Genomic DNA, 21,068 nt, shown 5'->3' on the forward strand with positions numbered 1-21,068 from the left:
GACTTTTTTTATAGAATATATTAGTATTTTATTTCTTAGGAACAATTAAGCTTAACAGCTTGCTAAATATATTTTTAGGCTTATCGTTTTCATGATAACCACTGCTGTAGTTTCCATAACCATAGCCATAGCCATAGCCATAACCGTAGCCATAACCATATTTATTACTAACAGAGAAGTCATTTAAGACATAACTTACGTTATTTACTTCTTTATTACCGTATTTGTCATCAATCATTTTCATCATTCCTTTTTCTGAATAATTTTGACGAATAACATAAATAATCGCATCAGAATATTTAAATAATTCTAGCGCATCAGATACTAGACCAACAGGAGGTGTATCAATAATTACATAATCATATTCTTCTTGCAAACGTTTAATTAGTCTGTCAGTATTCTCACTCAAAAGCAACTCCGAAGGATTTGGAGGGATAGGACCTGCTAAAATCAAATCTAAATTCGGAACCTGAGTCTTATGAATAATCTCTTCTATAGAATTTTGATTAATCAAGTAATTCACAACACCTAGCTCATTAGACAATTCAAAATCATTGAAAATTTTAGGTTTTCTTAAATCCATACCTACTAAGACTGTTTTTTTACCTCCTAAGGCAAAAACAGAAGCCATGTTAATAGAAATCATGGTTTTTCCTTCCCCACTAACAGAAGATGTTAATATCAAGGTTTTTGATTTAGAATCAGCGCTAGTCGATTTAAACAAAAATTGAATATTTGATCGCAAAGCTCTAAACGATTCTGCTACAGTAGATTTTGGTTTTTCAAAAACAGCTAAATTATTTTTCCAATTGTTTCTTCCAACAACCCCAAGAACAGGGATACTGTAATTATTCTCTATCTCCTCTACACTGTGAATCTTGTTATCCAATACCTCCACTACAATGATATAAAAAAGAGGGAGAACTACACTTAGCATAAAAGCCACCAAATAATTAAAAGTAGGAATTGGGTAAATAGGCCCACTGTTTAAATCCTTTGCTGTATCAATAACCTTAATATCAGATACTGTAGCCTGTATGGTTGTACCTGCTTCATAACTCTTCTGCTTCAAATAATTATAATTGGCTTCAGATATTTCAAAATTTCTTTGAAACTTAATAAGGTTTTGCTGTATAAATGGCAATACCTTTAAAGAGCTTTCAGATTCATTTAAAAGTACATCTACCTTTTGAAGAGCCGTGGAAAATTTTGATCTTAGGGTGCTTATATTTTCTAGCAGTACTTGCTTAATTCTTTTAATTTCATTGTCTAAAGCAATCATTTCTGGGTGATTATCTTTTGCAACTTCAGAAAACAACTCCCTTTGTACTGATTTTTGAATTAAATTGGTGATCTGAGATGATATTTTACCATCTGGCATTTCTGTGATCGCCGGTACTGGAATAGAAGAAGTATATTTTTTTCTATTTACCACATAATTTCTCAGAGAATCTAAATTTTGAATATTGTTCTCTAAATCAATTCTTTGCCTATCATATTCAGTTATTTTATCAAAAATCAAAGTACCTTCTTCACTTAAATCATAGGTGTTATTTTGCTCCTTAAAATCTCTTAAAGCTGTCTCAATTTTCTTTAAGCTATCGGCTTCTTTGAGGAATAGTTCATCTATATATTTTTTTGTGTTTTTTGCATAGGCAACTTTTTGCTGCATCTTGTCTTTCTCCAACACTGCAACAGAGGCGTTTAAATAATCGACAATTCTATTTGTATTAGAACCTTCTAACTGTAATTTTAAGATAGAGGCACCGTCTCCAACATCAGATACTCGAATGTTTTTATAAGAAGCTACTGTGCCGTCAAAACTATCAAAACGGATATAATAGGACTCACCTGGAACTAAGTCTCTTTTTGTGTTTAAATAAATATTTAAAAAGGGAATATTAATCGATTCATTTGTATCAAATTCTCCCGAATATTCTAGATCAGTAGACACATATTCTGAATAAATATTTCCAGACTTTTTTATAGATTCACTATCAGTATAGGTTATTAATTTATTGATATTGGACTCATTAAAAGTAGTAGTTAACCGCACTCTATCTTTTGCTATAGCATCAACTTGAATAAGCTTTCCGTACAATTGAGGTTTATTTTTCTGAACTATAACTTTGAAAGGTGTTTTTCCATAGACATCTTCAAGACGGTATTTGCCATCAATTAAGTAACTTACATAAAATTGCAAACTATCTACAACTTTTTCATTATGAGTTCTGGATCCTAAAATTACCTTTACAGTCCCTATCGCATTGCTTTCTCCTCCCCAGTTAAAGGCAATATTGGTTCCTGTTGAAAACAAAGGATTATTTTCTTCTTTAACACTAAGTGTCGTATCTAAACTATACTTTTTTTCTTTAAAACCATTCATAAAATTGGCGATGATAAAACCAATGATTATGGTTACTGTAAAAAGTTTCCAATAGGCAAGGATCTTATACACATAAGACTTAATGTCTATACTATGTTGTGAGTTGGTATCTAAAGAAGATTTTTTGTTCATAAATTATAGATTTCGAACCAATAAAATAGTTGTTGTCACCAAAGAGAAAACAGAGATAATGGTCGTTAAGGATTGTAAACCTGTTGTTCCAGTACCCCAAGATTTTTGCTTTAGCGGTTTTACATTGATAATGTCATTTGGTAAAATGTAAAAAACTTCAGAATCAAATGCAGAAGCTTCTGTTAGATCAATAAGGTAACGTTTAGGTCCTGAAGGAGAATTCCTCCAAACCTCAATATTTTTTTTATCTCCAGTCAAGGGAATGTCTCCAGCAAAAGAAACAGCATCAAAAATAGTAATTCTGTTCTGAAAAATAACTTTAGGCCCCGTTGATTCAACTTCACCTATAATGGTATATTTAATCCCTGTTAAATCAACAGAAACAAAAATATCTCCTAGGTCTTTAAAATATTTTAAAATTTCTTGCTCTAACTTTAATCGTACTTCCTTAGTGGTATACCCCAGAACGTTCATTTCTCCAATATAAGGCAATCGAATGGTTCCGTGTTTGCTAACACTATACCCTTCTATTCTTTCATCTTGATTTGAATACCCTTGATCTGTATTGTTATTCACTGTATTTGTTGTTCTTACATTTTTCTTAAAGAACGCGACTAGTTTCTCGTTTTTTTCAGATTTAATATCTATACTAATAACATCATCAACCTGCAATCTGTATGGGGCGTCATTTATTTTTTTAATCGTAGTTTTAGTTGTTGGGTCGCCATTTAAATACACTAAATCTTTTTGGGGAACACAGGAAGCAAATAAAATTATAAAGGCAAGTAATAAAAAGCGTTTCAACATAACAAAATCTCATTTGATTTCACAAATATAATTTTTCTAAGTTTATTCTTGTAATTTTTCTATTATTTTCGCCATTAATAACTTGAATTATGTTTTTTAAAATTAAAGCGTACCTTATTTTCTTATTAAAATCAACCAATCAGCATGGTGTTCACTCGCCTTTTGTTTTTGATTTAACAACAAAATGCCTGTACCAAAAACAGCTTCAAGAAAAGTTTAGTGTTTTTGTTGAATATAAAAAAAGCTTAAAAAGGAACAAGTCTATAATCAATGTAACAGATTTCGGAGCTGGTTCTAAAGTCTTTACAAGCTCAGCAAGACCAATCTCTTTGATTGCAAAATATGCTGGAGTCTCAAACAAAAGAGCGGCACTTTTAATGCAACTAACCAACTATCTAAAGCCAACAAAAATTCTAGAAATTGGTACATCTTTAGGTTTGAGCACGGCTGCAATGAAACTAGGAGCACCTAAAGCAATCATCACAAGTTTAGAAGGCTGCCCAGAAACTGCAAGAATAGCAGAACAACAATTGACTGATTTTGAATTTAAAGACATTAACATTGTTATTGGTGATTTTAAAGAAACCCTTAACGCAGTTCTACTAAACAATACTTTTGATTTCATTTATTTTGATGGAAATCATCAAGAAAAGCCAACCATAAACTATTTTGAACAGTGTTTACAAGCAGCTCATAACGATAGTGTTTTTATTTTTGATGATATTCATTGGAGTCCAGAAATGGAAAAAGCTTGGCGGTATATCAAAGAGCACCCAAAAGTTAAAGTTACTATAGACACCTTTCAGTGGGGGCTCGTTTTCTTTAGAAAAGAACAAGAAAAAGAACATTTTACAATTAGAGTCTAAGCGATTGCTTTTTATTAAAAGAACCTTTGTAACTTTGAATTGAAAAGAGAAATTATACCATGAAAATATACACTAAAACCGGTGATAAAGGAACCACTGCCCTATTTGGTGGCACAAGAGTACCGAAACATCATTTAAGAATTGAATCCTACGGAACTGTCGATGAATTAAATTCATACATCGGACTTATTAGAGACCAAAATATATCTGAAGAACAAAAAGACGCTTTGCTTAAAATTCAAAATGAGTTATTTACTTTAGGTGCCATGTTAGCCACACCTGCAGATAAAGAAATTCTAAAAAACGGAAAGGAGCGTTTAAACATTCCTAAAATACAACCCGAGACCGTTGTTTTTTTAGAAGACGAAATTGACCGCATGAATGAAGAGCTTCCACCTATGACCAACTTTATCTTACCTGGAGGACATCAAACGGTGTCATTCTGTCATATTACTCGCTGTGTTTGTAGAAGAACAGAACGCCTGGTTACACAATTAAATGAAGAAGAAACAATAAACTCAGACATATTAACCTATTTAAACAGACTTTCTGACTACCTTTTTGTATTGGCACGAAAGTTGACTAAAGACTTATCAGCAAAGGAAATTCCTTGGATTCCTAAAAAAGAAAATTAAGTTCTTTATTTTATTGACAGAGATTTATCAAATAAACCTTGGTTATATCAATTTTAATTTTATTTTTGCACAAAATTTAAACGATTAAAAATGTATTGGACTCTAGAATTAGCATCTTATTTAGCAGATGCCCCTTGGCCAGCAACTAAAGACGAATTGATAGATTACGCTATTAGAACAGGAGCTCCATTAGAAGTCGCAGAAAATCTGCAAGACATTGAAGATGAAGGAGAACCTTATGATTCTATAGTGGAAATTTGGCCCGACTATCCTTCTGAAGAAGATTATCTTTGGAATGAAGATGAATATTAGAAAAATATTAACAATAAAAAGTCTCATTTGAGGCTTTTTTTTTGTGTATATTTAATCTCTATAAAACGGGCATATTAGTCAGTAAAAAAAACATAATATTCTTCAAGAAATCTAGACAATTACTTTCGGTTTTAACAAATTGAATTATACATAACACATTAACAATGAGCTTACTTAACTCTGTCTTAAAAATATTTGTAGGAGACAAACAACAAAAAGATTTAAAATTACTACAACCTATTGTATCAAAAACAAATGCTTTTGAAAATGCTTTTTTAGCTTTATCTAATGATGAGCTAAGGGCAAAGTCAGATGAGTTTAGATTAAAAATCAAAGAGGCAACTGCTACCTACGATTCTCAAATCGAGGTTTTAGAAAAAGAAGCGTTGGCTGCAGAGATTGATAGACAAGAGAGTATTTATAGCGAAATCGATTCCTTAAGAGACCGCGCTTACGAAGCTTCAGAAGCTATCTTAAACGAGATCATGCCAGAAGCATTTGCTGTCATGAAAGAAACAGCAAGACGTTTTAAAGAAAATTCTGAAATAGTTGTTACAGCAACTCCTTTTGATCGAGAAATTTCTGCTAAGAAAGATCTGGTAACCTTAAAAGATGATAAGGCTATTTGGTCTAATTCTTGGGATGCTGCTGGACAAGAAGTTACTTGGGATATGGTCCATTACGATGTTCAATTAATTGGAGGGTCTGTATTGCATCAAGGGAAAATTGCCGAAATGATGACTGGAGAAGGTAAAACTTTGGTTTCTACCCTACCTGTATACCTCAATGCCTTAACAGGTAAAGGAGTGCATTTGGTAACAGTAAATGATTACTTGGCAAAACGTGATGCTGCTTGGATGGGACCATTATTAGAGTTCCATGGACTTAGTGTTGACTGTATTGACAACTATGAGCCAAATTCTGACGCACGTAGAAAAGCATATAATGCTGATGTCACATACGGAACCAATAATGAGTTTGGTTTTGATTATTTGAGAGACAATATGGCTCATACCAAAGAAGAATTGGTTCAAAGAGCACCAAATTATGCAATCATTGATGAGGTTGACTCTGTTTTGATTGATGATGCCAGAACTCCTTTAATTATTTCTGGTGCAGTACCTCAAGGTGATAGACATGAGTTTAATGAACTAAAGCCTTTAGTAAATGATATTGTAAACTTACAACGTCACTATTTAGTAGGAGTACTTGCAGAGGCTAAAAAATTAATTTCTGAGGGCAACACCAAAGAAGGAGGTTTCTTATTACTTAGAGTATACCGAGGAATCCCAAAAAACAAAGCACTGATTAAGTTTTTATCTCAAGAAGGGATTAAACTTCTGTTGCAAAAGACAGAAAATCACTATATGGCTGATAACAATAAGTTAATGCCAGAAGTTGATGCAGAATTGTATTATACCATTGAAGAGAAAAACAACTCTATTGATTTAACAGACAAAGGAATTGCTCATTTATCAGGAAAAACCAGTGATGATAATTTCTTTATCCTACCAGATATCGGTGTAAAAATTGGTGAGATTGACAACAGCCAAGAAGCTGCCGAAATTAAAGCAAAACACAAAGAAGAACTTTACAGAGACTTTAGTATTAAGAGTGAACGAATTCATACCATGAACCAATTGCTTAAAGCCTACTCATTGTTTGAAAAAGACACGGAGTATGTGGTGATGGACAACAAAGTAAAGATTGTCGATGAGCAAACAGGTCGTATTATGGATGGACGTCGTTATTCTGATGGACTACACCAAGCTATCGAAGCTAAAGAAAATGTAAAAATTGAAGACGCTACTCAAACTTTTGCAACGGTAACACTTCAAAATTACTTTAGAATGTACCGAAAACTTTCAGGGATGACAGGTACTGCGATTACCGAAGCTGGTGAGCTTTGGGAAATTTACAAATTGGATGTTGTAGAGATTCCTACAAATCGTCCAATTCAAAGAGATGACAAAGAAGATTTAGTCTATAAAACTACTCGTGAAAAATACAATGCAGTGATTGATGACATTGTTACCCTAGTTGATCAGAAACGTCCAGTATTGGTCGGAACTACATCTGTAGAGATTTCTGAGCTACTTGGTAGAATGTTACAAATGAGAAACATTCCTCACAATATCTTAAATGCAAAATTGCATAAAAAAGAAGCAGACATCGTTGCCGAAGCTGGTAAGCCTGGTGTAGTAACCATTGCTACCAACATGGCTGGTCGTGGTACTGATATTAAACTTAGTCCAGAAGTTAAAGAAGCTGGAGGTTTGGCAATTATCGGTACAGAAAGACATGATTCTCGTCGAGTAGACAGACAGTTAAGAGGTAGAGCCGGTAGACAAGGTGATGTTGGTTCTTCTCAGTTTTATATTGCTTTGGATGACAATTTGATGCGTATTTTTGGATCGGATAGAATTGCAAAAATGATGGATCGAATGGGCTTAAAAGAAGGCGAAGTGATTCAGCATTCTATGATTACCAAATCGATCGAAAGAGCACAAAAGAAAGTAGAAGAAAACAACTTTGGCATACGTAAACGTTTGTTAGAGTACGATGATATTATGAATTCACAACGTGAGTTTGTTTACAAACGCAGACGTCATGCTTTGGATGGAGATCGCCTAAAAATTGATATCGTAAACATGATTTTTGATACCTGTCAGGCGTTGATTAATGAAAATAAAATCGACAATAATTATCAAAATTTTGAATTTGAATTGATTCGCTTGTCTTCTATGACTTCACCGTTTACTGAAGAGGAATTTAAAAAATTACCAGAGCAAGAATTGATTGATACATTGTACGAGGCTATCTACAAACATTATCAAGATAAAATTACCAATAGCGCGATTGCAGCTTATCCTGTAATTAAAGATGTATTTGAAAATGAAGGAGATCGTTATGAAAGAATTGTAGTCCCTTTTTCTGATGGTGTTAAAAGCTTACAGGTCGTTACAAACCTTAAAAAAGCTTATGAATCAGAAGGTAAAGAGCTGATTAAAGATTTTGAAAAGAACATTACCCTAGCCATAATTGATGAAAACTGGAAGAACCACTTACGTCAGATGGATGAGTTAAAGAGTTCTGTTCAGAACGCATCTTATGAGCAAAAAGATCCTTTGTTAATTTACAAGTTTGAAGCTTTTGAATTGTTTAAACAAATGATCGACTCTGTAAATAAAGAAGTGTTGTCATTCTTATTTAAAGGAGAAATTCCAAATCAAGGAAATTCACAAATTTCTGAAGCTCACCAACAAAAAAGAGAGCGCTTAAACGTTAGTAAGGCTGATGTACAAAACAGCACAGAGCAAGCTATAAGCAACTCTAGACAGCAAGAGCAAGCACCTGTAGAAACCATTACTAGAGATCAACCAAAGATTGGTAGAAACGAGCGTGTTACAATTAAAAATGTAATGAGCGGTGAAGAACAAGAGTTAAAATACAAACAAGCCATTCCTTTGATAGAAAAAGGAGAATGGGTATTAGTAAAATAATCATGAAAAAAATAATCCCATATATCTACTTTATAATAGGAATCAGTTTTGTTGTTAAAGGTTTTTACGCCCTTTTTAATGAACAAGAAATTTACTATTTGATTTTCTCCCTACAAACAGAAAGCAAGTGGATCTATATTTTATTTAATTTATTTTTTGGCGGATTGATTTTGTACACCGGAATTAGAAGACTAAAAAGTTTAAAAGAGTAATCGCTTCTTTATAAAACAGAAAAAGCCGATACAATTTGTATCGGCTTTTTTATGCATAAATATTATTATTTTTTTCTCAAATACACCGTTCCCAGACTAGCTTCGAGTTTCATTTTTACTTTTCCGCGCTTAAGCTTTAACTTCATTTGTTGTTGACCATCAGCCTCACTCTCCTGTAAAATATTAAAATCTAAATCGCTATAAATTGCAGATCCATTTGCTTCTACATTTACATCAGAGTTAGCAGGCATTGTAACATCAATAAAGCCATTATTGGTATAAACAGAATATAGTTTTAAAGGAGCTTTTTTATCAAATACTACGGTAACATTACCTCCTATTGAATTGATCGATACAGGCCCTGTAACATCGGTTAATTTAAAATTATTTAACGATGTTGTTAATTCAACTTCTCCATTAAAATTAGACAATGAAGATGCTTTATTTGAATAAAAAACAGCATATTTAGAGTTCTCACTTTTACAATTACTAGTATCCCAATTTAGCTTGATTGAATTTGGAATCTTAATTAAATAACGCTCATTGTTTAGCATTACAAACTGACCAGAGGCTGCGTCTTTAAAAACCAATTCGCCATCTTTTTGTTCAATGGTAAAATATATTCCTAAGTCTTTATTTTCTTGTTTTTTTCCTAGTCTTTTTAAGCCTTCTTTTTTACTCTCATTTCTATTTGAAAAAAAGACATAACTAGCTCGAAGAGAATCTGATTTTATGTTAGTAACAACAGGAATATTATTTCTATTAGATTGGGATGCATTCCCATTTAATTTTACTCCTGTGCTAAAAACAACTCCTGTATTCAAATTTCTAGCATTGGTAAATGTAGTTTTCGTGTCATGTAGGCTTTTTATGATCACCTCATTTCCATCATAACCTTCAATGGTGAAGTTTTTAGTAGAACATATTTTTAAGGTTCCTTTATTAAATTTAATTTTCTTTTCCTGAGCATTTAAGGTTAAAACAGTTAAAAATGCGATGATTAGTAGGGTGCTTATATGTTTCATGATTATTCTTTTAATTGGTTCATAGCTAAGAGTGCATTGCTCTTAACAATTGGAAATGTTTGTTCATTATCAATAAGTTCTTCAAGAGATTTTTGTGCACGATTCTCTCTTAAAAAGCTTAATGATTTAATGATTTTTATTTGTACTAAAGGGGTTTTCTCTTTTTTTAAAGCTGCTATTAAATTGGTTCTTACAGTATCATTGGATGGAAATTTTAACAAGGCGTCTATCGTAGCTATTTTTACATTTGCATTGGCGTCGTTGTGTAAAATATCTATCAGGGTGTTTATTATTTTTGAATCTTCATTTTTAAATTCATCGTCAAATTTATACACACCTTCTAAGCGTTTTCCGGCTGATTCATTATTTAAAAAAGCCAACACTTCTGATGTTTTAGAATTCGCTACTGAATTTTGATTCCAAAAGAAAATAGACAGAACTAATACAAAGCTTGCTGCAACAGCAATTAAACGCAGATACACTACTTTTGATTTCTTAGGTTGCTGCCTGCTTGTTTGAAGTCTCTCCTTAAAAAGAACTTCTGATCTTGCTGACATTTCTTCCGAATCAAATTGGTTTTTATGTTGCTGAATGTGTTCTTTTAAATTCATTTTTTTGCTGTTTTTGTAACATGGATATCAATTGATTTTTCCCTCTAACATATTGGTTTCTAACCGTGCTTTCATTTAGTTGTAAAATCTGAGCAATCTCTTTATGCGTATAGTCTTCAATCATGTACAATACCACTATTACTCTATATTTTTCTTTTAATTTACTAATACAATCTTTGATAAAATCAATCGAAATGGTTTCTGCATTCTCAAATTCAAGTTCTTCTGTCTCTGCTTCTATTTGTTTTGAATCATCCATAGAGAAAACATGTTTCTTTTTTCTGATTTCATCAAAACATAAATTAATTGCAATGCGCCGAAACCAGGCTGCTAAATTCATATCATCATTAACTTGATGTATCTTTTCAAATCCTTTTATAAATGCATCTTGTACCAAATCCTCAGTATCTTCTCTATTCTTTAAAATCCGATAACAACTATTATACAGCAAGTTTTTATATTCATTATACACCTCAATTTGAGTTGCATAATCATTCTGTTTGCATTTCTGTATGATGTCTTTTTGATTCAAAAAAAAGATACTGTTTGGTTAAGCTTACATCTTTATAACGTAAGAAAATGTATTGTGTCTCAAAAAATAGGAAAAGATTTTTATATAAAAACAAAAACGCCACTACTTTCGTAATGGCGTTTTTTATTTTTAAAAGAATATCCTTTTAAACATTCTTAAAATCTGTATTCAATTTTAAATAATCCAAAAACTCTTGTTTGGTTTCTTTGTTTTTAAACTTTCCACCGTACTCTGCAGTTACCGTACTACTTTCTATATCTTTTATTCCTCTTGAGTTTACACACAAGTGTTTTGCATCAATCACACAAGCAACATCATCAGTTCCTAGAGCTTCTTGCATAGCTTGTACCACCTGCATGGTTAAACGCTCTTGCACCTGAGGTCTTTTGGCAAAATACTCAACAATTCTGTTCATTTTTGACAAACCTATTACTTTGCCATCAGAAATATAAGCCACATGGGCTCTCCCGATAATTGGCAATAGATGATGCTCACAAGTAGAATACACAACGATATTCTTTTCTACCAACATTTCTCCGTAATTGTAATTATTTTCAAAGGTAGATGCCTTTGGTTTGTTTGCTGGATCTAAACCCATAAACAATTCATTGACAAAAGCTTTAGCTACTCTTTTAGGAGTCCCTTGTAGGCTATCGTCTGTTAAATCCATTCCTAAAGTTTGTAAAATATCTTTTACACTTTCTTGAATTCTATTAATTTTTTCTTCGTTAGAAATATCAAACGCATCCGCACGCAAAGGCGTTTTTGCCGATGTACCCACGTGGTTTTCTCCTATTTCTTCAACTCTTTCGTCATTCATTTTGCTATTCACTTCAAACATTTCTTTCTTAATTAGTTTGCAAATTTACGTGTTTGCAACGTATTATTTTAATTTCTCTATAAATTAAAACTATGGATGTATTATTTTTTACGAGCTCAATTTAGCAACCAATTCTGAGATTGAACAGGTGTCCTGTTCTCCAGATTTCATGTTTTTTAAAGTGAATTCATTTTTTTCTATTTCTTGTGATCCTACAATCACTACAAACTCTATTTCGCGTTTGTTGGCGTAATTCATCTGCTTTTTCATTTTTGCATCGTCTGGATACAATTCTGACTTGATATTGTTTTTTCTCAGTGCTGCAATTGCCTTCATAGAAAACAAGGCTTCTGCTGCTCCAAAATTAACAAACAATACTTTTGGTTTTGGCAATTCAACGGCCTTAAACAAACCTAACTCTTCTAATACCAAATAAATTCTGTCCAAGCCAAATGAGATACCAACACCAGAAACATCTGGCATTCCAAAGATTCCTGTTAGATCATCATAGCGACCTCCGCCACCAATTGAACCCATTTTTACTTCCTTAGGTGCAGCAACTTCAAAAATGGCACCAGTATAATAATTTAAACCTCTTGCCAAAGTTACATCTACTTCTAGGCTTGCTGTTTGCAACCCTAATTCTTCTACTGTATTGCAAACAAAACGCAATTCTTCTACACCTTTTAGCCCTTCTTCAGAGGCTTGCAACATGTTCTCTAATGAACTTATTTTATCTTGATTTGATCCAGAAAAATCAAACAGCGGACTTACTTTTTCTATAGCGTCTTCTGTAATTCCTTTTGAGATCATTTCTTTAACAACACCCTCTTTACCAATTTTATCAAGCTTGTCTAAAGCCACAGTAAAATCTATTAATTTGTCTTTGGCGCCAATCACTTCGGCAATTCCAGAAAGTATTTTACGGTTGTTTATTTTAATAGTCGTTCCAGCCAAGCTCAACTTACTAAAAACAGTATCATAGAGTTGAATAAACTCAACTTCTTGCCACAAAGATTTGCTACCCACCACATCTGCATCGCATTGATAAAACTCTCTAAAACGTCCTTTTTGTGGACGATCTGCTCTCCAAACAGGTTGTATCTGATAGCGTTTAAACGGAAAGGTTATTTCGTTTTGATGCTGCACAACATAACGTGCAAAAGGTACTGTTAAATCATAACGAAGCGCTTTTTCTGATATTTGAGAAGTTACTTGTAAGCTAGCTTTTTCTGACAACAATTTTTCATCGGCTTTAGCCAAAAAATCACCAGAATTTAAAATCTTAAAAATCAAACGATCTCCTTCATCGCCATATTTTCCCATCAACGTAGAAGAATTTTCAAAACTCGGGGTTTCTATGGGTTGAAATCCAAAGGTTTCAAAAGCCGCCTTGATCGTATTAAAAATATAGTTCCGATTGGCTATTTCTGTAGGTGAAAAATCTCTGGTTCCTTTTGGGATGCTTGGTTTCATATAAATCAGTGTTCTGTGTTCAGTGTTCAGTAATCATTTACCAATTAGTATTGCTCATTGATACATGTTAATTGATAATTGTTAATTGTCGCGACAAATATCGTGAAAAACTTACAATTTTTTAGGTGGAGTAAATGTTTTATTTCTTCGTCGTAAACTGTAAATACTCGCATTGAGCTCAAAACCTAACAAAAGGATAATGGCGTTTAGCCAAACAAACAACATCAATATTAATAAGGTCCCGATTGAACCGTACAACTCATTGTATTTAGAAAACTCAGTTACATAAATACTAAACAAATAAAAAGTAAAAATAGATAAGATGGTGGTAAAAATGGCACCCGGCGAAAAGAAGCTAGAATGCTTGCCAGATTTAGTCCCGAAATGATACAACATAGAAACGATGGTAAAAACCATGGCTACAAACAAAAATCCTTTGCCTACTTGCAGCCAAAAAATGTCATCGTCCAGCCAACCATTTTCTATTAATTTCCCCAAGCCAATTTGATAAAAGATAATCAGAGCCACAGTAACCACTAAGAAAAAAGCCATGACCAAAGACACGCCTAATGAAATGACATAAGCTCTCACAACATTTCTAACTTCTTTAACATGATACGAATATTCAAAGCCTCCAAAGATGGCATTGACTCCGTTGGTCATTAAGAAAATTGAGACTAAAAAACCAAAAGACAGCAAGCCTGCTTGTTGATTCTTCATAATATCTTCTATAACTAACTGACTGGCTTCAAAAGTTTTGGGAGGTAAGATTTCTGAAATCAAAGACATTAAACCTTCTTGAAAACCATCAATAGAAATATACGGAATAAGGGTTAGTACAAATAGCAAAAATGGGAAAATTGCCATAAAGAAACTATAGGCAATCCCTCCTGCTCTAGTGGTAAGCGCTCCCTTGACAATCCCAATCACATACATTTCTAACACATCATAGAGAGACATTCCTTGCAAGCCAGGAATCTTAATCTTTTTACCAAATCGCACCACAATGTTAATAATGGGGATCTTCTCTAGTTTGTCTTCTATTTCTTTTGTCATTTTTTGTTGCTGAGTTGCAAAGTTTAAGGTAGTTGCAAAAGTTCAATTTATGTTAAAAAAAATTGTTTTTAAATCTGTGACCTCTTAAAAACCTAATCACTCAATCACAACTCCATATTTAATAACCAAACCAGCAATATTTTCTTTAGAAAACTTTGCTCCTTTTATGCGGTTATTTTCCGGGTCAATATAAAAACCTTCAGATGTGATAAAGTTAGCTTTTTCTAAGTTGGTTTTTTCAAAAATAGCTCGTTTTAGATCACAGGTATCAAAATAAGCCAAACCAACATCAGATTCTGTAAAATCTACCTCTTGTAAATTACAGTGACTAAATTTAGTCCTTGGCATTTTTAACTGGTAGAAAGATGAAAAATTTAATTGACAGTCTTTAAAAGCCAGCTCTAACAAAAAAGGATCACATTCATTAAATTTAACACCGATCATTTTACATCGTACAAACCGAACATCTTTAAAAGCGCTATTTTTTACAATAGTATTGCTAAAGTTACAGTCAATAAACTCACAGGCTACAAATTCTATATTTGACGCATGTACATTTTCAAAATTGCAATTGGTAAATGTACAGTTGTCATATTCACCTTTTTTAATAGTGGTTTTGATAAAATCAACTTTTGAATAGGTTTCACTGTCAAAGAAATTGTCTGTCATTAATCTACTGCTTTTAAACTCAAATCCATATTATAAACCGAGTGTGTTAAGGCTCCAGAAGAAATATAATCAACACCACAATCTGCGTATTTCCTAATGGTTTCTTCGTTAATTCCACCTGATGACTCTGTTAAACACTTATCCCCAATTAAGGCAACTGCTTTGCGTGTATCTTCGTAATTAAAATTGTCAATTAAGATTCTATACACACCGCCACAATTTAAAATCTCTTGAATTTCTTCTAAATTTCTCGCTTCAACAATAATTTTAATATCAATCTGATTGTCTGCTAAATACGCTTTCGTTTTATTGATTGCCGCTGTAATTCCTCCAGCAAAATCAATGTGATTGTCTTTAATCATTACCATATCATACAAGGCAAACCGATGGTTCTCCCCTCCTCCAATTTTAACAGCCCATTTTTCAATGGCTCGAATACCTGGTGTGGTTTTTCTAGTATCCAATACTTTGGTTTTTGTACCTGCTAATAAATTGGCGAAAAAACCAGTTTTGGTTGCAATAGCACTCATACGTTGCATTGAGTTTAAGACCAATCGCTCTGCTTTTAAAATCGATTGTGAACGTCCTGAGACATAAAAAACGATATCACCGTATTTCACTTTTTCTCCGTCGTTAATCAAGGTTTCAATTTTTAAATCAGCATCTACCTGTTTAAAAATCATCTTTGCAAATTCTACACCAGCAATTAGACCATCAGCTTTTACCAATAGTTTTGCTTTTCCTTTTGCTTCAACAGGAATACAAGCCAAAGAGGTATGATCTCCGTTTCCAACATCTTCTCTAAGCGCATTGGTTATGATGATTTTTAATTCTGTCTGAAATTGTTCTTGTGATATCATTTATACTAAATTAGTTGTGCTAAAATAACAATTCCTTTTAGCAATTGAAACAAAATATATTATGAATCGTCTATTTAGAAACCAAAGTTTATGAAACCAGCAACCATTTTTATAGATAGCATCAAAAACAAGTTGTTTTATAAAATTTTTACTTGGTTTACACGAATTCTTTTATCCATTGCTTTTATTCCTTCTGGACTAAAAAAATTACTAGGAGAACGTTTTACCAATATTGGAGTGGATGACCCAGTTGGGTTTTTCTTTGAAGCCTTATATCAAAGTGGATTTTATTGGAATTATCTTGGCTTTATGCAGCTTTTATGCTCGCTATTAATTTTAATCCCAAGAACCACCTATTTAGCTGCAGTACTATACCTGCCTATCATTATCAACATTAATTTTATCGTTATTTCTATGAGCTTTAAAGGCACTCCGATTATAACAAGTTTGATGCTTTTAGCAAATATCTATTTATTGGTTTGGGACTATAAAAAAACAAATGCAATACTTTCTGTTTTATTAAAAAAGTAAAAAACTATTTTTGCAGTCATGAAAATTAAACTTCTTGCCATCGGAAAAACGGATGATAAAAACTTACATCAATTGATTGAGGTCTATCAAAAGCGCCTGCAACACTATATTAAATTTGAACTGGAGCTTATTCCTGACATTAAAAATGTAAAGAATCTAAGTGAAGAACAGCAAAAAGAAAAAGAAGGTGAATTGATCCTAAGCAAACTGCAAAACACTGATCAATTAATTGTACTTGATGACAAAGGAAAGCATTTTACATCTATGGAGTTTTCTGAGTATTTACAAAAAAAGATGAACGCGGGTATCAAACAATTGGTGTTGGTCATTGGCGGTCCTTATGGTTTTTCTGATGCGGTTTATAAAAAAGCAACTGGGAAAATCTCTTTATCAAAAATGACATTTTCCCATCAAATGATTCGCTTATTTATTGTTGAACAATTGTATCGTGGGTTTACCATTTTAAAAAATGAACCCTATCATCATGAATAGTTTTAGGCTACTTTCTTTAACCTTAAAGCTACTTTGTAAATCAAAATTATTTCTAAAATCTCAACAACGATTAGTGTAAATGCCCCTATAGGTGATAATAAAATTGTGAAAAAGCAAATTCCAGTAACTATTTCTAAAACCCCAGTATACTTTGCAATATCTCCTAATTGATTTTTCAATCTTAAAATTGCAACTCCAAAAAACACCATCAAAACTCCCATCGACATAAAAATTGATGCGGTAATAAGTCCAGAAAATTCTTCAAAGGCAAACAAGGTTGTGATGTCTGCTATGGTTGATAATACCGCAACCGACAACAATAAAAATGAACTCATTTGTAACAAATGATTTTTATACAAAGAACCTGCAATCACAAATCCTCTAATAAAGAAAAACAAAGAGCTAATTGTTATTAATTTTGTAACCGTATAAAAAATTATATAAAGCGATCGATTTTCAAAATATCCTTGCATAAATTCAAAAGCAAACTCAACAAAGCCTACCATAAAATAGACAATACCAAACACCCAAGCAGTGTTTAATTGTTTGTTTACCGTATTGGGATTAATTCTTAAAAGTTTATCGAATTTCCCAGGAACGTATTCATCTCCAAGAACTTCTTCATAATTAAACCCTAATACTTCTAAAATTGCTTTGATGGTAAAACTCCTCGGAGACACATCTCCTGCTTCTATTCTCTGAATTGTACGAACATTGATATTGCACTTTTCTACTAATTCTTCTTGAGTAAATCCTTTTTGCTTGCGAAGCTCTAAAATCTTTTTTCCTAGTTCTGGTTGTTTCATAACAAGTATGTTTTTAAATTCCATGCAATGTTAGTTTACCCAATTAAGTTTACAAATTTTTTTGTTCATTTTTAACCCGACATTTCTACGACTTCCTAGTAAAATCAATAGCTGCAAGAGAGATTCAATATTCATTTATTTTACGAAATTTATCCAAGCAGTAGTAAAATCTTCATCAATTAGAGAGCTTGCTGTGGCTCTATCTTCTGGATACGCTGAATACGGATAGGTTTTAAAAGTGCTTAAACTACCTAAATACAAACTTGTTTTATCAATAGTAACAATCTTATTATTGACCAATCGTTTTTTTAATATTGCTGTAAAAAACGACCTGACCAAATCATTTGTTTTATCATCAACAGAATGATAACCGTTTGGATCAGCAGCATAACAAACTATACTTCCTTGACTTCTCAATGACAAAAATGTGTTTTTTATAGTTGCATTTCTTGAAGCAAGATCTTTATCCCCTACAATCAACAAACCTGGTGGAGATGCAGAAGACGAAGGAGACATACTGCCTTTGATATTCGAAAAAGCAAGTGTTCTATCTGGATGCTGTAATGAAAATTGATAACTGAAAACTCCTCCATGAGAAAAACCATTGATTAAAATTGGCAATTTGGACACTTCTTCTATTGTGTTCCTTTTACAAATTTCATCAAGTGCGTATAATAAATTAAACGAAGCTTCTGATGTTGTTGATCTTACATAGGTACCAATTATAGCTAAGCGCTCTTTTGTAGCATAGGCCTGCCATTTTTCATCATCGGCTAAATACCGCCCGTCATTTGCTCCTCCCGTAGAGAGCACTAAAATTGCTCTTGGAGAAACCCCTTCTGGGATCCACATTTTAAAAGCGTTTTGATCGGGTTCTTGCATAAAAAAACGATACTCCCAATCGTTTACAAATTCACCTTTTTCAATAGGCGGACGCTCATCAGAATCACTTAACTGCTTAGAGCATGAGAAAAAGATGATCACTAAAAAAAGGAGGTTCCAATGCTTCATTTATCTAAAAAAACAAGTAGTTTACTAAAGTACTCTTTTCTTTTTTCCTACGCTCTTCTTTGTTTATATTTGTCAAAACTACCTTAGTATACTAATGAAACTCGTATTTGCTACCCACAATAAAAACAAGCTGGCCGAAGTTCAGAAAATGTTACCCAAGTCTATAGAACTTTTAAGTTTAAATGATATCAACTGTTTTGATGATATTGAAGAAACCGCAAGTACTTTAGAAGGAAATGCAAATATCAAGGCTACTTTTATAAAAAACAACTACGGTTTTGATTGTTTTGCTGATGATACTGGACTCGAAGTTAACACTTTAAACGGAGAACCTGGAGTGTATTCTGCTCGCTTTGCGGGGAAAGAAAATGATTCAGAAAAAAACATGCAAAAATTACTCAATGAACTTAAAGACAAAACCGATAGAAGTGCTCAATTTAGAACGGCCATCTCTTTACACTTAGAAGGTAAACACTATCTTTTTGAGGGTATTTGTAAAGGTGAGATTTTAACATCAAAACAAGGTGAAAAAGGTTTTGGTTATGATCCAATCTTTAAACCTGAAGGATTCAATTCTTCTTTTGCTCAAATGACATCAGAAGAAAAAAACAGTATTAGCCATAGAGGATTGGCAATAAAAAAATTAGTCTCCTTTTTAATTGAAAATAAGATTTAATGAATTTTAAAAAAATATTAATTTATATTCTTTCAGCAGCTGTTCTACTAGTTCCTGATTTAATAATAGCGAGCAAATTAACGTTTGTTGCTTTTATATTAACGTTTACCTACAAAGTATTTTTACTTTTGGCTATAGGATCTCTTTTTTTATACTTTACAAAATCGTATTTTAAATCGTACTTAATTGTTGGTGGATTTTACTTATTTTCTTCTTTTTCAGAAATAATAATCAGTATCCTATTTAAGGAATACTCTACCTTAGATCATATTAAAGCACTCTTTTTTATTAGAACAAATGAAATAGAAGAATTTACTAAAACTTTTTATATTTATGCATTTATACCAATATTAATTGCTGTTTTATATTTTGTTTTATTATGGTTATCTAAAAAAATGACATATCAAAAAAGAGGAAGAACACTGATTGTCTCAGCACTTCTTTTTATAAGTTCTATTTTTATTTCTGGGATCTTACTTTCGCAAACTCCTTTTAGTTTTTCTGGAAAAAACTTAACTAAGTACACGTTTAAAACCTATTTTTTAAAACAACACCCTTTTAGTTTTTATTATAGAACATATGAGTTTGTTCTTACAAGAAAACGATACAACCAATATTCTAAAAAGAAAGAAGATTTTAAATTTAATGTTAGTAATAATGCTCTAGATAGCATAAGGCCTGAAACGGTTGTTTTTGTTATTGGAGAAAGAGCAAGAGCTCAGAATTGGACTATTAATGGTTATAATAAAGAAACAAGTCCAAATTTAAACAAATTCACTAATTTAATTACTTTTAAAAACAATCATTCAAATGCTGCGACTACTGCTGGATCTATTCCTCTAATATTAACACAGGCGACTCCAAAAACTCATGAATTAGTTTACTCACAAAAAACAATAGTTACTCTATTTAAGGAGGCAAATTATAAAACGTATTGGATTTCAAATCAGTTTATTTTTGACTATATTGAACATGATAAAGAGCCAGATGTATTTATCAATCTTTTTAAGAACAAAAACCACACAGACTTAGATGTAATACCTGTATTTGACTCAATAATTCAATTAAAAACAAATAGAAAAAAACTAATAGTAGTAAATTTAGCTGGTGGACACGGCAAGGTTCCTGAAGAATTTCATAAATTTAAAGCATTTGATTCACCCCAAGAGAAATTAGTAAACAAAGATAATAGGACCTTACTTGTCAACGAATACGACAATATGATTTTTCTACAGGATTTTGTTTTAGGTAAATTAATTTCATCTACAGCAAAACAGAAAAAATCATCTTTTTTAATATACACTGCAGATCATGGAACTAATTTGTTTGACGATAATCACACCAATATTTTTGGTTATGGCTCATCTAACCCTACAGAAAAAGAAACAAATGTCCCTCTTTTTATCTGGTCATCAGATCAATTTATCAATCAGTATAGAGAAAAGTATAGCTCATTGCAAAGGCATCAAAATTTTTTAACAACTAATGATAATTTATTTTATACATTGGCAGATATGGCTGAGATAAAATATGAAGGTTATAAAAGTAATTTAAGTATTTCTAGTTCTTCATACATCGAACCAACACTTAGGCTTCTATATTTAAATGGAAGTTACAAAACATACACAAGAGACACTGAATAAGCATTCA

At 32.3% G+C, this 21,068-nt stretch carries 21 protein-coding genes; 9 read left to right on the plus strand and 12 right to left on the minus strand.

The features are described from left to right. Positions 1-28: 28 nt before the first annotated feature. Together WHC90_RS03500 and WHC90_RS03505 are read right to left on the minus strand one after the other, a co-directional pair. Positions 29-2,518, minus strand: coding sequence for a GumC family protein (locus WHC90_RS03500; protein ID WP_188599385.1), 2,490 nt, complete (start codon positions 2,516-2,518; stop codon positions 29-31). A 3-nt stretch (positions 2,519-2,521) separates the two neighbouring features. Continuing rightward, on the minus strand, positions 2,522-3,325 hold the full coding sequence (locus WHC90_RS03505; protein WP_188599384.1) for a polysaccharide biosynthesis/export family protein: 804 nt from the start codon (positions 3,323-3,325) through the stop codon (positions 2,522-2,524). Positions 3,326-3,414: 89 nt separating this feature from the next. On the opposite strand from WHC90_RS03505, the gene WHC90_RS03510 reads away from it, so the two are divergent. From WHC90_RS03510 to WHC90_RS03530, 5 genes are all read left to right on the plus strand, one after another. Then, positions 3,415-4,191 carry an O-methyltransferase gene (locus WHC90_RS03510; protein WP_188599383.1) on the plus strand — a complete coding sequence of 259 codons (777 nt, stop codon included), beginning with the start codon at positions 3,415-3,417 and terminating at the stop codon, positions 4,189-4,191. Between the two features lie 59 nt (positions 4,192-4,250). Further along, on the plus strand, positions 4,251-4,826 hold the full coding sequence (locus WHC90_RS03515) for a cob(I)yrinic acid a,c-diamide adenosyltransferase (RefSeq protein WP_188599382.1): 576 nt from the start codon (positions 4,251-4,253) through the stop codon (positions 4,824-4,826). A 90-nt stretch (positions 4,827-4,916) separates the two neighbouring features. Continuing rightward, a complete protein-coding gene (locus WHC90_RS03520; RefSeq protein ID WP_188599381.1) occupies positions 4,917-5,138 on the plus strand; it encodes a DUF2795 domain-containing protein in 222 nt (73 codons plus the stop codon). Positions 5,139-5,302: 164 nt separating this feature from the next. Continuing rightward, positions 5,303-8,641: a preprotein translocase subunit SecA gene (gene secA / locus WHC90_RS03525; RefSeq protein ID WP_188599380.1), complete on the plus strand. Its 3,339-nt coding sequence runs from the start codon at positions 5,303-5,305 to the stop codon at positions 8,639-8,641. Between the two features lie 2 nt (positions 8,642-8,643). After that, the gene (locus WHC90_RS03530; protein WP_188599379.1) at positions 8,644-8,853 is read left to right on the plus strand and encodes a hypothetical protein; all 210 of its coding nucleotides are present in this window, start codon (positions 8,644-8,646) and stop codon (positions 8,851-8,853) included. A 65-nt stretch (positions 8,854-8,918) separates the two neighbouring features. On the opposite strand, the gene WHC90_RS03535 is transcribed toward WHC90_RS03530, so the two are convergent. The 8 genes from WHC90_RS03535 to nadC all read right to left on the minus strand — a co-directional run bounded on the left by WHC90_RS03535 (position 8,919) and on the right by nadC (position 15,902). After that, positions 8,919-9,878, minus strand: a complete 960-nt coding sequence (locus tag WHC90_RS03535) for a hypothetical protein (protein ID WP_188599378.1) — start codon at positions 9,876-9,878, stop codon at positions 8,919-8,921. A 2-nt stretch (positions 9,879-9,880) separates the two neighbouring features. Continuing rightward, on the minus strand, positions 9,881-10,489 hold the full coding sequence (locus tag WHC90_RS03540) for a HEAT repeat domain-containing protein (RefSeq protein ID WP_188599377.1): 609 nt from the start codon (positions 10,487-10,489) through the stop codon (positions 9,881-9,883). Continuing rightward, positions 10,458-11,021 carry an RNA polymerase sigma factor gene (locus WHC90_RS03545; RefSeq protein ID WP_188599376.1) on the minus strand — a complete coding sequence of 188 codons (564 nt, stop codon included), beginning with the start codon at positions 11,019-11,021 and terminating at the stop codon, positions 10,458-10,460. Before WHC90_RS03545 ends, WHC90_RS03540 begins: the two co-directional genes overlap by 32 nt. 145 nt (positions 11,022-11,166) lie before the next feature. Then, positions 11,167-11,862 (minus strand): GTP cyclohydrolase I FolE, encoded by a 696-nt coding sequence (gene folE, locus WHC90_RS03550; RefSeq protein WP_188599375.1) that lies wholly within the window; start codon positions 11,860-11,862, stop codon positions 11,167-11,169. Positions 11,863-11,949: 87 nt separating this feature from the next. After that, on the minus strand, positions 11,950-13,317 hold the full coding sequence (gene hisS / locus WHC90_RS03555) for a histidine--tRNA ligase (RefSeq protein WP_188599374.1): 1,368 nt from the start codon (positions 13,315-13,317) through the stop codon (positions 11,950-11,952). Between the two features lie 111 nt (positions 13,318-13,428). Further along, positions 13,429-14,373: a YihY/virulence factor BrkB family protein gene (locus WHC90_RS03560; RefSeq protein ID WP_188599373.1), complete on the minus strand. Its 945-nt coding sequence runs from the start codon at positions 14,371-14,373 to the stop codon at positions 13,429-13,431. Between the two features lie 96 nt (positions 14,374-14,469). Continuing rightward, complete coding sequence (locus WHC90_RS03565; protein WP_188599372.1) at positions 14,470-15,042, minus strand: pentapeptide repeat-containing protein; 573 nt, start codon at positions 15,040-15,042, stop codon at positions 14,470-14,472. Then, positions 15,042-15,902: a carboxylating nicotinate-nucleotide diphosphorylase gene (gene nadC / locus WHC90_RS03570; protein ID WP_188599371.1), complete on the minus strand. Its 861-nt coding sequence runs from the start codon at positions 15,900-15,902 to the stop codon at positions 15,042-15,044. Before nadC ends, WHC90_RS03565 begins: the two co-directional genes overlap by 1 nt. A 90-nt stretch (positions 15,903-15,992) precedes the next feature. Here nadC and WHC90_RS03575 point away from each other — a divergent pair, with 90 nt between their 5' ends. Then, positions 15,993-16,433 carry a DoxX family membrane protein gene (locus WHC90_RS03575; protein WP_188599370.1) on the plus strand — a complete coding sequence of 147 codons (441 nt, stop codon included), beginning with the start codon at positions 15,993-15,995 and terminating at the stop codon, positions 16,431-16,433. 18 nt (positions 16,434-16,451) lie between these two features. Next, the gene (gene rlmH / locus WHC90_RS03580; RefSeq protein WP_188599369.1) at positions 16,452-16,925 is read left to right on the plus strand and encodes a 23S rRNA (pseudouridine(1915)-N(3))-methyltransferase RlmH; all 474 of its coding nucleotides are present in this window, start codon (positions 16,452-16,454) and stop codon (positions 16,923-16,925) included. A gap of 2 nt (positions 16,926-16,927) precedes the next feature. On the opposite strand, the gene WHC90_RS03585 is transcribed toward rlmH, so the two are convergent. Together WHC90_RS03585 and WHC90_RS03590 are read right to left on the minus strand one after the other, a co-directional pair. After that, positions 16,928-17,731, minus strand: a complete 804-nt coding sequence (locus WHC90_RS03585) for a helix-turn-helix domain-containing protein (protein WP_229664945.1) — start codon at positions 17,729-17,731, stop codon at positions 16,928-16,930. A gap of 135 nt (positions 17,732-17,866) precedes the next feature. After that, positions 17,867-18,742, minus strand: coding sequence for a hypothetical protein (locus tag WHC90_RS03590; protein ID WP_188599367.1), 876 nt, complete (start codon positions 18,740-18,742; stop codon positions 17,867-17,869). A 94-nt stretch (positions 18,743-18,836) separates the two neighbouring features. Here WHC90_RS03590 and WHC90_RS03595 point away from each other — a divergent pair, with 94 nt between their 5' ends. Together WHC90_RS03595 and WHC90_RS03600 are read left to right on the plus strand one after the other, a co-directional pair. Then, positions 18,837-19,418: a non-canonical purine NTP diphosphatase gene (locus WHC90_RS03595; protein WP_188599366.1), complete on the plus strand. Its 582-nt coding sequence runs from the start codon at positions 18,837-18,839 to the stop codon at positions 19,416-19,418. Continuing rightward, entirely contained in the window at positions 19,418-21,061 is a 1,644-nt protein-coding gene (locus WHC90_RS03600; RefSeq protein ID WP_188599365.1) for a phosphoethanolamine transferase, read from the plus strand. Before WHC90_RS03595 ends, WHC90_RS03600 begins: the two co-directional genes overlap by 1 nt. Positions 21,062-21,068: the final 7 nt, after the last annotated feature.

The sequence above is a fragment of the Polaribacter pacificus genome, from assembly GCF_038024035.1.
Classification (GTDB): Bacteria; Bacteroidota; Bacteroidia; order Flavobacteriales; family Flavobacteriaceae; genus Polaribacter; species Polaribacter pacificus.